Origin of the sequence: Arthrobacter oryzae (assembly GCF_037911235.1) — a bacterium.
Classification (GTDB): Bacteria; Actinomycetota; Actinomycetes; order Actinomycetales; family Micrococcaceae; genus Arthrobacter; species Arthrobacter oryzae_E.
The window spans coordinates 24,570-37,866 of sequence record NZ_JBBLYW010000065.1 but is presented as its reverse complement, the minus strand read 5'-3'; the positions used below and the strand labels follow the sequence as shown (position 1 = coordinate 37,866).

12 protein-coding genes are annotated in these 13,297 nt (G+C 65.3%); 5 read left to right on the top strand and 7 right to left on the bottom strand.

Annotation, left to right across the window (positions count from 1 at the left end; all coding sequences use genetic code 11):
• The first annotated feature begins 51 nt into the window (after nucleotides 1-51).
• Complete coding sequence (locus WMN78_RS17110; RefSeq protein WP_340534927.1) at nucleotides 52-516, top strand: pyridoxamine 5'-phosphate oxidase family protein; 465 nt, start codon at nucleotides 52-54, stop codon at nucleotides 514-516.
• Nucleotides 517-560: 44 nt separating this feature from the next.
• On the opposite strand, the gene WMN78_RS17105 is transcribed toward WMN78_RS17110, so the two are convergent.
• Entirely contained in the window at nucleotides 561-1,004 is a 444-nt protein-coding gene (locus WMN78_RS17105) for a universal stress protein (protein WP_340534926.1), read from the bottom strand.
• Between the two features lie 271 nt (nucleotides 1,005-1,275).
• On the opposite strand from WMN78_RS17105, the gene WMN78_RS17100 reads away from it, so the two are divergent.
• On the top strand, nucleotides 1,276-2,040 hold the full coding sequence (locus WMN78_RS17100; protein WP_425341168.1) for a response regulator: 765 nt from the start codon (nucleotides 1,276-1,278) through the stop codon (nucleotides 2,038-2,040).
• Here WMN78_RS17100 and WMN78_RS17095 read toward each other — a convergent pair.
• Nucleotides 2,037-3,734, bottom strand: a complete 1,698-nt coding sequence (locus WMN78_RS17095; protein ID WP_340535296.1) for a GAF domain-containing sensor histidine kinase — start codon at nucleotides 3,732-3,734, stop codon at nucleotides 2,037-2,039. The genes WMN78_RS17100 and WMN78_RS17095 overlap by 4 nt on opposite strands.
• Before the next feature lie 155 nt (nucleotides 3,735-3,889).
• Here WMN78_RS17095 and WMN78_RS17090 point away from each other — a divergent pair, with 155 nt between their 5' ends.
• Nucleotides 3,890-4,375 (top strand): pyridoxamine 5'-phosphate oxidase family protein, encoded by a 486-nt coding sequence (locus WMN78_RS17090; protein WP_305941039.1) that lies wholly within the window; start codon nucleotides 3,890-3,892, stop codon nucleotides 4,373-4,375.
• A gap of 31 nt (nucleotides 4,376-4,406) precedes the next feature.
• On the opposite strand, the gene WMN78_RS17085 is transcribed toward WMN78_RS17090, so the two are convergent.
• From WMN78_RS17085 to WMN78_RS17075, 3 genes are all read right to left on the bottom strand, one after another.
• Nucleotides 4,407-5,258 carry a transglutaminase family protein gene (locus tag WMN78_RS17085; protein ID WP_340534923.1) on the bottom strand — a complete coding sequence of 284 codons (852 nt, stop codon included), beginning with the start codon at nucleotides 5,256-5,258 and terminating at the stop codon, nucleotides 4,407-4,409.
• Nucleotides 5,255-6,181 carry an alpha-E domain-containing protein gene (locus WMN78_RS17080; RefSeq protein WP_340534922.1) on the bottom strand — a complete coding sequence of 309 codons (927 nt, stop codon included), beginning with the start codon at nucleotides 6,179-6,181 and terminating at the stop codon, nucleotides 5,255-5,257. Before WMN78_RS17080 ends, WMN78_RS17085 begins: the two co-directional genes overlap by 4 nt.
• Nucleotides 6,182-6,262: 81 nt before the next feature.
• Complete coding sequence (locus WMN78_RS17075; protein WP_340535295.1) at nucleotides 6,263-7,819, bottom strand: circularly permuted type 2 ATP-grasp protein; 1,557 nt, start codon at nucleotides 7,817-7,819, stop codon at nucleotides 6,263-6,265.
• A 144-nt stretch (nucleotides 7,820-7,963) separates the two neighbouring features.
• Here WMN78_RS17075 and WMN78_RS17070 point away from each other — a divergent pair, with 144 nt between their 5' ends.
• Together WMN78_RS17070 and pepN are read left to right on the top strand one after the other, a co-directional pair.
• On the top strand, nucleotides 7,964-9,118 hold the full coding sequence (locus tag WMN78_RS17070; protein WP_340535294.1) for a YeiH family protein: 1,155 nt from the start codon (nucleotides 7,964-7,966) through the stop codon (nucleotides 9,116-9,118).
• A 74-nt stretch (nucleotides 9,119-9,192) separates the two neighbouring features.
• A complete protein-coding gene (pepN, locus tag WMN78_RS17065) occupies nucleotides 9,193-11,802 on the top strand; it encodes an aminopeptidase N (RefSeq protein WP_340534921.1) in 2,610 nt (869 codons plus the stop codon).
• Here pepN and WMN78_RS17060 read toward each other — a convergent pair.
• Both WMN78_RS17060 and WMN78_RS17055 read right to left on the bottom strand, forming a co-directional pair.
• On the bottom strand, nucleotides 11,799-12,908 hold the full coding sequence (locus WMN78_RS17060) for a biotin/lipoate A/B protein ligase family protein (RefSeq protein ID WP_340534920.1): 1,110 nt from the start codon (nucleotides 12,906-12,908) through the stop codon (nucleotides 11,799-11,801). The two genes, pepN and WMN78_RS17060, sit on opposite strands and share 4 nt — an antisense overlap.
• Before the next feature lie 94 nt (nucleotides 12,909-13,002).
• Nucleotides 13,003-13,260 (bottom strand): type B 50S ribosomal protein L31, encoded by a 258-nt coding sequence (locus WMN78_RS17055; RefSeq protein ID WP_028267311.1) that lies wholly within the window; start codon nucleotides 13,258-13,260, stop codon nucleotides 13,003-13,005.
• Nucleotides 13,261-13,297: the final 37 nt, after the last annotated feature.

Genomic DNA, 13,297 nt, shown 5'->3' with positions numbered 1-13,297 from the left:
GGGCCTAATGGCCCTAATGGGCGTGCCGGAGGGACCGTAACGTGGGTGTACATGAACACGATGACACCGCCTGAAGGCCAGCTGTCCATTGACCAGTGCTGGGTTATGCTCGACACCGAGACAGTGGGGAGGATCGCCCTGATTGTCGATGGACATCCGGAGATCTTCCCGGTCAACTTCGTGCTCCAGCGCCGCAGCATTGTGTTCCGGACAGCGGGCGGGACCAAACTCTGGGCAGCCATGACGGCCAAGCCCGTTGCTTTCGAAATCGACGGCTATGACGCCCACGAAGAGATGGCGTGGAGCGTGGTTGCCCGCGGCGAGTCCGAACTGATCGAAACCCAGGACGAAAAGGACGAAGTAGATTCCCTGTTCCTGGAGCCATGGCAGCCCGGCGACAAGGACTACTACGTACGGCTCGCGCCCAAGGCACTGACCGGCCGGCGGTTCAAGGTCAAGAAGCCTGACCTGTGGAACACCCGGCTGTCCGATCCCCGGCGCGCCGCTTTCGAGTAGAACGCGCTTCTCGCTTCGAGTAGAACGCGCTTCTCTCGGGGCCTTCAGCGCTTCTCGGGGGTGTGCACGACCAGCACCGGGCAATGGGCGTGGGCGACGCAGGCAGAACTCACCGAGCCCAGCAGCAGGCCTCCGAAACCGCCGTGGCCGCGTCGTCCCACAACCAGCATGTCAGCCGTCCGGCTGGCCTCGATTAGCGTATGCCTCGGGCGTCCCTGCACGAGGCGGATCTCGACGTCCTGCGGCGTTTCCGGACCGAAGGCCTTCTCCACGGCTTCCTGGAGGATCTCCCCCGCACGCTCATCGAAGTCGTCGATCCCCATGGCCACGTAGCCGTCGTACACGGGCGGGTAATCCCAGCACCCCATCGCGACAACCTGTGCTCCGAGCTGACCTGCGAGGCCGTGGGCCTGCTTCAGGGCTTCCACGGACGCGTCCGAACCATCGACTCCCACTACGATCGTACGGGCGTCCCTGGGCTCACTCATGTCTTCCCCTCTCGAGGCGGCTGTCGCGGCAGAACCCGACGGGCACGCCGGCAGGTGTCCTTCAAGGATGTGGGTAGGGCGGAGCCCTCGCTAGGGCCTAAAGTCATGCCCCGGTGGGTCCAAGGACCCTTGTAGCGGTTAGTGCCGTCAACGAGAATTGCAGAGCCGGATGAGGGAAACCGGGTCCAGACAGAGATAATGGGATCTGCACCGCACCGGCAAGCTGGTTGCGGACCCATTATGGCAGCTCCGGCCGCCGGACAGGAGGACCATGATTCCTCGGGCAGACCAAGGTCACTCCGCTCAGGACATGCACACTGACCTGATCCGCGTGTTCATCCTTGATGACCACGAACTTGTCAGGCGGGGGCTCCAGGAGCTCCTTGAAGGCGAGGGTTTCCAGGTTGTGGGCAGCTCAGGTTCGGCCGTCGAGGCTACGCGGCGCATCCCGGCCCTGCATCCGGATGTGAGCGTGCTTGATGCCCGCCTTCCGGATGGAACGGGAATTGAAGTCTGCCGCGACGTGCGTTCCGTCGACCCGAACCTGAACTGCCTCATCCTCACGAGCTTCGACGATGAGCAGGCACTGCGCGGTGCGGTACTCGCCGGTGCCCGCGGATACGTCCTCAAGGAGATCGGCGGCACTGACCTGATAGGGGCACTACGCCGTGCTGCTTCCGGCGAGTCACTATTCGACGACGGCGTGGCGGCGAGCATCGTCGAAAGCCTCGTAGCACCTCAGCAGGTGGATCCGAGGATTGCCGGGCTCACGCCCCAGGAACGGCGCGTACTGGAACTCGTGGGCGGCGGCCTCACCAACCGGCAGATCGCGGCGGAAATGTTCCTTGCGGAGAAGACCGTGAAGAATTACGTGTCCTCGCTCCTGGCAAAACTGGGCTTTGAACGGCGGACACAGGCGGCTGTGTACATTGCCAACAACTCCATGCCTGCCCCGTCAGCCCCGGGGCACTCCGGCGCCACCCATTCGGCTTCGGCCCACGCCGCCGGCAACGATTCGGACGGACACCGGCGCTAGAGCGGGATTGACCACTCCAGACTGGTTCCTGCGTTCGGCGCGCCGGTGATGGTACACGTGCCATCCAGCATTCTGGCCCGCTCCTCCATGTTGCTTAATCCGTTGCGCTTTGCTGAACCGTTGAATCCGTTGCCATTGTCCGTGACAAGGACCGTCATCCTGCCGTTCAGGGCGGAGACGGACACCTCAATCGAGTCTGCCCCCGAATGGCGCATGGCGTTGCTGAGCCCTTCGGTCACAACGGCCACCACATGCTCGGCCTTGTCGGGGAGGACCGAATCCACCGGGCCTTCCAGGTTAAGGCCGGGTGCAAATGGCATTGACTTGGCAGCACTTCGCGTGACGCGCCGGAGCCGCCCGCTGAGCAGTTCAGTGTCGCTATTGCCGGTTCTGAGCGAGTAGATGGTGTCCCGGAGGCTGCGGATGGCTTCGTCCAGTTCCCCGGTGATGGCGCGGATGCGCTCCAAGGCATGATCTTCCTTCGTGAAGCGGTTCAGGCTTTGGACGCTGAGGCCCGCGGCGAACAGCCGCTGGATCACGAGGTCATGAAGATCGCGGGCGATACGGTCGCGATCGGTAAAAACCAGAAGCTCTTCGCGCAGCCGGTGGACCCGGGCGAGTTCAAGCGCCAACGCGACATGGGACCCGAAAACAGCACCCATCTCCACGTCGGTTCGTCCGTAAGGGCCGGCTCCTGCTTCCCGGACGAGGAGGAGCAGGCCGTGATGCGCACCTTGGGTGCTGAGCGCCACGGCAAGCAGCGGACCGGCAACAGTACCCTCCAGCACCCCCAGAACGTCGGCGGCGTTGTCCACGAGCAGAGGGTCGCCTCCTTCGAGCACACCTTGGAGTGCCTCCGCATCCATGGACAGGGGCAACCCGGAAAAGAGTTCCGCATCCTCACCGTTCGCCCCGGCCACGACGTAGCCTGCGCCTTCGGGTGCGGGCTTCACAATCAGGGCAAGTCGGGAACCGGATTCCCGCAGCGCCCGTCCGGCAATGGGATCGAGCCCCGCCGACGACGTGGGGTCGGTGCCCAGCATCAGCCCCGAGACATCCATGCAGGCTTCAAGCCATTGCGCACGCCGCCGGGCGTCGTCGTAGAGCCGCGCATTCTCAATGGCGACGCCGGCAGCGGCTGCGAGGGCAACAGCCAGCTCCTCATCTTCCACGGTAAAATCGCCGCCGCCCTCCTTCTCCGTCAGATACAGGTTTCCGAAGACAACGTCGCGCACCCGGACAGGAACGCCAAGGAATGACTGCATGGGCGGGTGGTGCTTGGGAAAACCGTATGCCTCGGGATGGCTCCGCAGGTCGTGAAGCCGAAGTGGCCGCGGATCCGAGATCAATAAGCCCAGGACGCCATGACCGGTGGGGAGGGGCCCGATCTTCTTGGCGAGTTCGCCGTCGATTCCGACAGTGATGAAGTGGCTGAGGGCCCGATCATCGCCGATGACACCCAATGCCCCGTAGCGGGCGCGCAGCAATTGGCAGGCTGACTGGACGACTCGCTCCAGGACGGCATCAAGGCTTAAATCCTCTGCAACGGCCACAACCGCTTCGAGCAGACCGCCCATGCGCTCCTGGAACTGGAGGAGTTCGCCGGCCCGGGCAACGAAGTCCTTGAGCAGGTCTTCGATCCTCGTACCGCTTGCTGCCGTGTATCGTTCGGGACCGTCGCCACCGGCATACATATCCACAACCCACTCCTGCCCGCGTCCGTCCGCTCCGGCGTCGTGAGGCCAGAATACCGTTAAGGTATTCATCGCGGGGCCGAAACCCGCCATTGAGGCGGCAGGGGTCCTTGGGCCCTAGCTTTCCGGAGGTTCCCTCGTTTAGGCTCGGCGTCATGAGCACTGATCGGAAACCGGGCGCTGACCATCCACACGAAGTCGAAAACCTTGACAACCACGAATGCTGGCGCCTGCTGCGGAGCGTCTCGGTGGGCCGGCTGGCCGTATGGGTCGAGGACCACCCGGACATCTTCCCCATCAACTACAAGGTGGACCACGGAACGCTGGTCTTCCGCACGGCCGACGGCACGAAGCTGCAGGCAGCCACCGGCGATACACCCGTGGCCGTGGAAGCGGACGGCGTGGATGCGGACACCGGCATCGCCTGGAGCGTCGTGATCAAGGGGCAGGCCGCTCCGGTCAAGAACCCCCAGGAGGTCCTGGACACGGTAGGACTGCTGCTCTTCCCCTGGCAGGCCGGGAAGAAAGAGCACTTCGTCCGGATCACCCCGGACACAGTCACGGGCCGGCGTTTCAAGGTCACTCCCCCGTTGACCTGGTGGACGCCGCTGGACGACGCCACCCGGTCCGGGTATGAGTAACGGGTAGCAGCCAGAAACCGGTGGCGCCTGCCTACGCCAGACGCGTGATTTCCACGCTGACATTCAACGCGGAACCGCCGCCTCCTGACAGGATGCCCTTCAGCGGCGGCACATCCCGGTAGTCGCGGCCACGTGCCACGGTGACATGGAAGTCGCCGGCCGGCTTGTGGTTGGTCGGGTCCCAGCTGTGCCAATCACCGTCCCACCACTCCAGCCATGCGTGGGACTGGCCTGCCACCGTCTCACCGATGTCCGCCGTCGAACGCGGGTGAAGGTAACCGGAGACATACCGCGCCGGTATCCCGCAGCTGCGCAGCGCGCCGATAGCAAGGTGCGCCAGGTCCTGGCAGACGCCCTGGCGCTGGCCCCAGGCTTGAGCGGCGTTGGTAGTGACTCCGGTGGAGCCCTTCATGTAGGTCATCTCGCCGCGCATCCACTCGAAGATGGCCATGGCGGCCCCGTGGGGGTCCCGGCCTTCGACGATCCCCGGGATGATGCCGAGGACTTCGTCTCCGGGACCACTCAGGCGGGACTGCGGGATCCAGTCGCTGAACTGGTTGAGCGTCTCAGGCGCCTGCAGCACGTCCCAGGCGACGATGTCGCCCTCCGCCGGGACACGCTCCGCACGGTGGACCTCGACCGTGGTGGTGGAGACCACTTCCAGGTACTCGTGGGGCATCTGCATGTCGAAGGCAGTGACCCGCGTGCCCCAGTAGTCGCGGTAGCTGCTGATGGCGGCCTGCGACGGCGCAACCTTCATGGACGATTCCAGCACTACCTGCTGCGGATCCGTCAGCGGCGTCATGCGGGCTTCGTTGTAGGAGAGCGTGACGCGCTTGTTGTACTTGTAGCCGGTCTTGTGGATGATACTCAGCCGGGTCATGAAACTTCTCCCACCCAGGCCAGTTCGTCCGCCTGATTGAAGTACTTACGGGAAATGGCGTCTGAAGCCTGCGACACAGCTTTCTGGACGCGCTCCATGTGCTCCGGCAGTTCGGACATGAGGTCGTCCGTGCGGTGGAACTCCAGGAATGTGCGGGCCTGGCCCACGATCCGGCGTGCGTCGTTGATGAAGCCAACGCGCTGCGCGGAGGGGTCCAGCTTCGCCAGGCAGTCGTCCGCGTCCCGCAGCGCGTAGACGATGGAGCGGGGGAACAGCCTGTCCAGCAGCAGGAACTCGGCAGCATGCTGGTCCCCGAAGGCAGCCCGCCGCGTCCGAAGGAAGGACTCATAGGCTCCGGCGCACCGGAGCATGTTGACCCATGACATGCCGGCGGAGAGCACATCGCGGGTTGAGAGCATGCGGGCCGTCATGTCGGCACGCTCCAGGGAGCGTCCCAGTGCCAGGAACAGCCAGCTGTCATCGTGGCTGACGGTAGTGTCTGCCAGCCCGCTCACCATGGCCGTACGTTCCAGCACCCAGTGGCAGAACCGGTAGGTGCCCACCACGTCCTTGCGGTGCTGGTTCAGCCCGTAATACGTGGTGTTCAGGCTCTCCCAGAGGCCGGAGGAAACTGTTTCGCGGGCACGCCGGGCATTTTCGCGGGCGGCACCCAGTGATCCGGCGATCGATGTGGCGCTGTGTTTGTCGTAGGCGAGGGCGTGCAGCAGTTCCTCGAGACCGAATTCGTCGCCCTCGGGCCGGGCTCCCATGACCGCCAGGAGTTCCCGGGCAACATTGTCCCGCTCCTCCGTGGGCAGATGGTTGAGCCGCTCAAGGTGCACATCCAGGATGCGGGCGGTGCCGTCGGCACGCTCCACATAGCGGCCGATCCAAAATAGGGACTCAGCAATACGGCTAAGCATTCGCGGCTACCTCCTGCGGGTCCGAAATCTGCGTGATCATCAAAGGCAAAAATAATGCGGTCGGCGACGGCGGGCGGCGGCTCATTGCTGCTGCTCCGTCTGGCGGTCGCGCCAGTTGCTTTCGACCGGCCACACCGAAACCCGCTCGCGGACGGTGATGGACGGCCTCGGCAGGAGTTCCACCGGAACCTGCGGAGAGTCAGACAGCACCCAGGTGTCCTTGGACCCGCCGCCCTGGCTGGAGTTGACGATCAGCGACCCCTCCTTGAGGGCCACCCGGGTCAGTCCGCCGGGAAGCACCCAGACGTCGTCGCCGTCGTTGACGGCAAACGGCCGCAGGTCCACGTGCCGAGGGCCAAACTTATCACCGCTGAGCGTGGGAACCGTAGACAGCTGCAGGACCGGCTGGGCAATCCAGCCGCGGGGATCGGCGATGACGCGCTTGCGCAGCGCCTCGAGTTCGTCCTTGGAGGCATCGGGCCCGATGACCAGGCCCTTGCCGCCGGAGCCGTCCACCGGTTTGACCACCAGTTCGTCCAGCCGGTCCAGGACGTGCTCGCGCGCTTCCTTTTCCTCCAGCCGGAACGTGTCCACGTTGGCGATGACGGGCTCTTCGTTGAGGTAGTAGCGGATGAGGTCGGGCACATAGCTGTAGACGAGCTTGTCGTCGGCGACGCCGTTGCCCACGGCATTGGCAATGGTCACGCCGCCCGCGCGGGCGGCGTTCACCAGGCCGGGGCAGCCCAGCATGGAATCGGCACGGAACTGCAGCGGATCGAGGAAGTCGTCGTCAATACGTTTGTAGATGACGTCAACGCGCTGTTCGCCGGCGGTTGTCCGCATGTACACCCTGTTGCCGCGGCAGATCAGGTCGCGGCCTTCCACAAGCTCCACGCCCATCAGGCCGGCAAGCAAGGTGTGCTCGAAGTACGCGCTGTTGAACACGCCGGGGGTCAAAACAACTACCGTGGGGTCATCCACGCCGGACGGTGCCGTCTTGCGGAGCGCGGACAGCAGCCGGCGCGGGTACTCCTCCACCGGACGGATCAGCTGCTGGCCGAATGCTTCCGGCAGGCCCTTGGCCATGGCACGCCGGTTCTCGAGGACATAGCTCACGCCGGAGGGTACGCGCACGTTGTCCTCCAGCACCCGGAAGGTTCCCGCGGCGTCACGGACGACGTCGATCCCTGAGATATGGACGCGGACGCCGCCAGCCGGCTCGAAGCCGTGGACCTGGCGGTGGAAGTGGGCGCTGGTGGTGACAAGCTGCCGAGGGATGACGCCGTCGGCAACCACCGTCATCTTGTCGTAGACGTCGTTGAGGAAGGCCTCCAGCGCGCGGACCCGCTGCGCGACACCCTTTTCCAGGAACGTCCACTCATCCGCAGGAATCACGCGGGGCACGATGTCGAGGGGGAACGGCCGTTCCTCGCCTGCGAAGTCAAACGTGACACCTCGGTCCAGGAAGGTCCGGGCCATCGAATCGGCACGGGCGGTGACATCGGTAAGGGAAAGTTCCCGGAGGGCCCCTGCGACCTGCCCGTAGGACTTCCTGGCTTCTTGGCCGGGGGCAAACATCTCGTCGTAGGCACCGGTGCGTTCGGCGGCCTCGGAGTAATCCTGGAATAGGTCAGACATGGTCATTAGCCAACCACCTTTTTGTTTCGAATTCATTACTGATGCCCATTGTGGCGTGTTGGCGCCAACCCCTCCGGTTCGTGTTTTTCCGCACTGTTCCGGCAAAGTATGTGAGTGCCATTGCCCAGATTCCCCGCCGCCCGCATGGGACGGATCTCCGCACGGATCCCACCCCTGCTGCCGGGACTACTCACTGCCGTTTTCGCCGTCGGGGTGGCCTTTACCGTACACGCAATGGTGCCTGTCCTGCCTGCCATGACCGTCGCCGTCGTCCTGGGCCTGCTCGCAGCGAACCTTCCCGGCACGGGAAGCTGGGCGGCCGGGCGGGCACGCGCCGGCCTCGACTTCGCGGGCAAACACCTGATGCGGGCCGGCATAGTGTTCCTGGGACTGAAGGTCAGCGTCATGGACGTGCTGGGCCTCGGCTGGCAGTCATTGCTGCTGATCACGGGCGTGGTCCTGGCGAGCTTTGCCGGGACCTACGGAATATCCCGGCTGTTCCGTTTGACCCGGGATGCGTCGTTGCTCATCGCCACCGGCTTTTCCATCTGCGGCGCCTCGGCCATTGGAGCGATGGCGGCGGTCCGCCGGATCCGGCATGTCGACACCGTCCTGCCGGTAGCGCTGGTCACGCTGTGCGGCACGTTGGCCATCGGCGTCCTGCCGCTCCTCCTGCATCCGTTGCAGCTCACCCCTGAGGTGTTCGGGGCATGGACCGGCGCATCTGTGCACGATGTCGGCCAAGTGGTGGCCACCGCGCAGACCGCGGGGACCGGCGCATTGGCGATCGCCGTCGTCGTCAAGCTGACGAGGGTGATCCTCCTGGCCCCCATGGTGGCCGCCGCCGGCGTCCACCAGAGGACGGCCATGAGCCGCGCGGCCTGGAACGGCACCGGGAACGGCACCGGGAGCGGCGCCCGGAACGGCACTGGGAACGGGGCGCGGAACGGCACCGGCCCGGACAGGGCGGGACAACCGGGGCCGGCACCGGCCGATCCGGCAGCCGAAGCCGACGGCGCTGAGCTCCGCCTGCCGCCGGTTGTACCGCTGTTCGTCATCGGCTTTGTGGCAATGGTGGGCGTGCGGTCCGCCGGATGGCTGTCCCCCGGCTGGCTGGAGGCTGCGGCCGCCGTGCAGGACCTGCTGCTGGGCACGGCGCTCTTCGGCCTGGGCTCGGCGGTCCGGGTGCAGACCCTGCTCCACACCGGAGCCCGGGCACTGCTGGCAGCCCTTGCGGCCTGGCTGCTGATCGCCGCGCTGGGACTTGGCGCCGCCGTCCTGATCATCCAGCCGCACTGACCACCCGCTGTTGTCACCCGCACGGACCATCTCAGCCGCCGGTGACCAGGCCGGGCCCATGATTCAATAGCTTGGTGTCGAATGAGAACCTGCAACGCGAAGAAGCGGCAAATCGCTCAGCCCTGATCACCACCCACAGCTATGACGTGTCCCTCGACGTCCGCCAGGCGCAGGATCCGGAGGTCACCGGCTATACCAGCCGCAGCGTCATCAACTTTTCTGCCCGGGAAGCCGGCGGGTCCACTTTCCTGGACTTCATCGGCAGCGACGTTCACAGCGTGTTCCTGAACGGCAAGGGGCTTCCCGTCGCAGACGTCGTGGACGGATCCCGCATCCGGCTGGACAACCTGCAGGCCGAGAACCAGGTCACCGTCACCGGGACGGCGCTTTACAGCACCTCCGGTGAAGGGATGCACCGCTTCTTCGATCCCGCCGACGGCCAGTGCTACCTCTACACCCAGTACGAACCCGCAGACGCCCGGCGGGTGTTCGCCAACTTTGAACAACCGGACCTCAAAGCGGAATTCACCTTCCACGTCATGGCTCCGTCCGACTGGCAGGTCGCTTCCAACGGCGCCGAGGCAGGCCGCACCCAGCTCACCAGCGACCCCGCAACGAGCCGGTGGGACTTCGCGCCGACGCGGCGGATGTCCACCTACATCACCACGGTGCTGGCAGGGCCGTACTTCAAGGCTGAGGACCACTGGAGCGGGACCCTGGCGGACGGCACCGCGCTGGACGTTCCGCTGGCGCTCTACTGCCGCGCCTCCATGGCCGCATCCTTTGACACCGCGCACCTGTTCCAGCTCACCAAGCAGGGACTCGGCTTCTTCAACAACCTCTTCGACTACCCGTACCCCTGGGGCAAGTACGACCAGGCGTTTGTGCCCGAATACAACCTCGGCGCCATGGAGAACCCGGGGCTGGTCACCTTCACCGAAAGCTACGTGTTTACGTCCCGGGCGGCCGATTCCCAGTACCAGGGACGCGCGAACACCCTGATGCACGAGATGGCGCACATGTGGTTCGGCGACCTCGTGACCATGCAGTGGTGGGACGATCTCTGGCTCAAGGAGTCCTTCGCCGACTACATGGGCACGCTGGGCGTTGACCGCGCCACGGACTGGGACACGGCCTGGGTGAACTTCGCCAACAACCGCAAGGCCTGGGCCTATGTCCAGGACCAGCTTCCCACCACCCACCCGATCGTGGCAGACATCCCCGACCTCGAGGCGGCCAAGCAGAACTTCGACGGCATCACGTACGCCAAAGGCGCATCCGTCCTCAAGCAGCTGGTGGCCTACGTCGGTTTCGAGGCCTTCATTGCCGGCTCCCGACGCTATTTCAAGGACCACGAGTACGGCAACACCACGCTGGCGGACCTGCTGGCCGCCTTGGGCGAGGCGTCAGGCCGTGACCTGGCGCTGTGGGCCCGCCAATGGTTGCAGACCTCAGGTATTTCCACCATCACTGCCGACATCGAAGAGCACGACGGCGTGCTCGGCAAAGTGGTCCTCGTCCAGGAAGCGGCGGACCCTGCCACCGGACGGCAGGAACTGCGTCCGCACCGCCTCCGGGTCGGACTCTACGATTTCGACACGAACGGCTCGCTGGTCCGCGTGGACACCGTGGAGACGGATCTTGGCGGCCGGACCACGGCGGTCCCGGAGCTGGCGGGCAAGCCGGTGCCGGCGCTCCTCCTCGTCAACGATGACGACCTCAGCTACGCAAAGGTCCGGCTTGATCCGCGCTCCGAAGCGACCGCACGCGCGTCCCTGGGTGCCCTGCAGGATCCGATGGCGCGGGCGCTCTGCTGGACGGCACTCTGGGACGCGGCCCGCGACGGCGTGGCACCGGCGTCCCGCTACGTGGCGGCAGTGGAAAAATTCGGCCCTGCCGAAAAGGGCATCGGCGTCCTGCTGAATGTTCTGGGCAATGCCTCAACGGCCATTGACCGGTATGTCCCGGCGTCAGAACGTGACGCGGTGCGGGACCGCTTCCTGGACACCGCTGCCCGGGAGCTTGGCGCCGCGGAGCCAGGTTCGGACCACCAGCTTGCCTGGGCCAGGACCCTGGCCATCACCAGCCGGCGGGCAACAGGCCGGCTGGAACTGGTGCGGGGAATCCTGGACGGGACCATCGTCATCACCGGTCTGGCCGTCGATCCGGAGCTCCGCTGGAGCCTGTGGCACGCCCTGGCGGCCAACGGGCAGGCAACGGAGGCCGAACTCGACGCAGAACTTGCCCGCGACACCACGGCTTCGGGCCGCGCCGGCCATGCCACGGCACTCGCAGCCCGTCCCGACGCAAGAGTGAAAGCCGCCGCCTGGGACGCCGCCGTTAAGGGCACCACGCTCTCCAACCAGCTGCTCAGTGCCACTATTGCCGGTTTCAACACGGCACCTGACGGCCTGCTGGATCCGTTCGTGGAACCGTACTTCGACAGCCTGGAAAGCGTGTGGGCGGAGCGCAGCATCGAGATCGCCAGCAGGATTGTCCGCGGGCTCTATCCGGCAGGACAGGACCTGGACGGCACCAGCCCGGACCGCCATGCCGTGATAGTCCTGACGGACGGCTGGCTCGCCGGGCATCCGGACGCCCCGCGTGCGCTCCGCCGCATCATCACAGAGCAACGGAGCCACCTGCACCGGTCCCTCACCGCTCAGGCCCTGGATGTCTTCTAAGGCACCCGGTGCAGCCACTCCGCGGTGCCGAACTTGGTTGCCACGCGGTCATGGGCGGCGGCAAGTTCCGCGTCCGTCAGGACCGACGGCGTGGCCCCGTAGCGGCCGCTGAAGACATCCATCATGGCCTCCACGATGTCCGCCCGGGCCAGGCCGGTCTGGCGGCGCAGCGGATCCACCCGCTTCTTGGCACTGGTGGTGCCCTTGTCCGAGAGCTTTTCCTTGCCGATCCGCAGGACCTCGACCATTTTGTCGGCGTCGATGTCGTAGCTCATGGTGACGTGGTGCAGCATGCCGCCGTTTGCGAGGCGCTTCTGGGCAGCCCCGCCGATCTTGCCGTGCTCCGTGGCAATGTCGTTAAGCGGGACGTAGAACGCGCTGATGCCCAGTTTCTCCAGCGCAGCCATGACCCAGGCGTCGAGGAACGCGTAGGAGTCGGCGAAGCTGATGCCGTCCACGAGGGTTTGCGGGAGGTACAGCGAGTAGGTGATGCAGTTGCCTGCTTCCATGAACATCGCTCCCCCGCCGCTGATCCTGCGGACCACGCTGATGCCGTGGCGGGCCACGCCGTCCGGATGGACCTCGTTGCGGACCGACTGGAAGCTGCCGATCACCACGGACGGTTCCTCCCAGTCCCAGAACCGGAGTGTGGGATTGCGGCGCCCGGCCCCGACTTCCTCGGTGAGCACCTCGTCGAGGGCGACATTGACGTGCGTCGGGAGCACGGTCGGGGCAATCACGTTCCAGTGGTGGTCCGCCCAGCCGGTGGCCTTCGCGAGTGCCCTGCGGACGGCGATGGACACGGCGTCGGCGGAGAACCCGAACAGGGCGGCGTCTTCGGGTAAGCCGGCGGACACGGCCGCGGAAATATCTGCTGCGGCGGCTGTTTCCGGGAGTCCGGTCAGCGCACGGTTGATGTCCAGCAGGGCTTCATCCGGTTCCAGGAAGAAGTCGCCGCTGACGGAAACGTGCGCGAAGTGCCCGCCGACGACGTCGAAATCCACCACAACGAGCTTGCCGCCCGGGACCTTATATTCACCGTGCCGGCGGCCGCCGTCGTCGTGCGTGCCGTCCGCCGGACCGGTCACAAAAGGAGGGAATGTCATGATTCCCATCCTGCCCCAAGAACGCGAAAAGCCCGCGCCTTTCCGTAAGAAACGGAGGGCGCGGGCTTTTCCAATTGACCTTGGGGAGAAGTTGTTACTTCTTGCCGCCGAAGCCCTTGAAGCGAGCGTTGAAGCGCTCGACGCGGCCTGCGGAGTCCATGATGCGCTGCTTGCCCGTGTAGAACGGGTGGGACTCGGAGGAGATTTCGACGTCGATGACCGGGTAGGTGTTTCCGTCTTCCCACTCGATGGTCTTCTTGGAAGACACGGTGGATTTGGTCAGGAACTTGACGCCGGAAGCCAGGTCGTTGAACACAACAGCTTCGTACTTCGGGTGGATATCAGACTTCATAATGGGACCTTTGTTCGCACAACTGGATTTTGCCAGT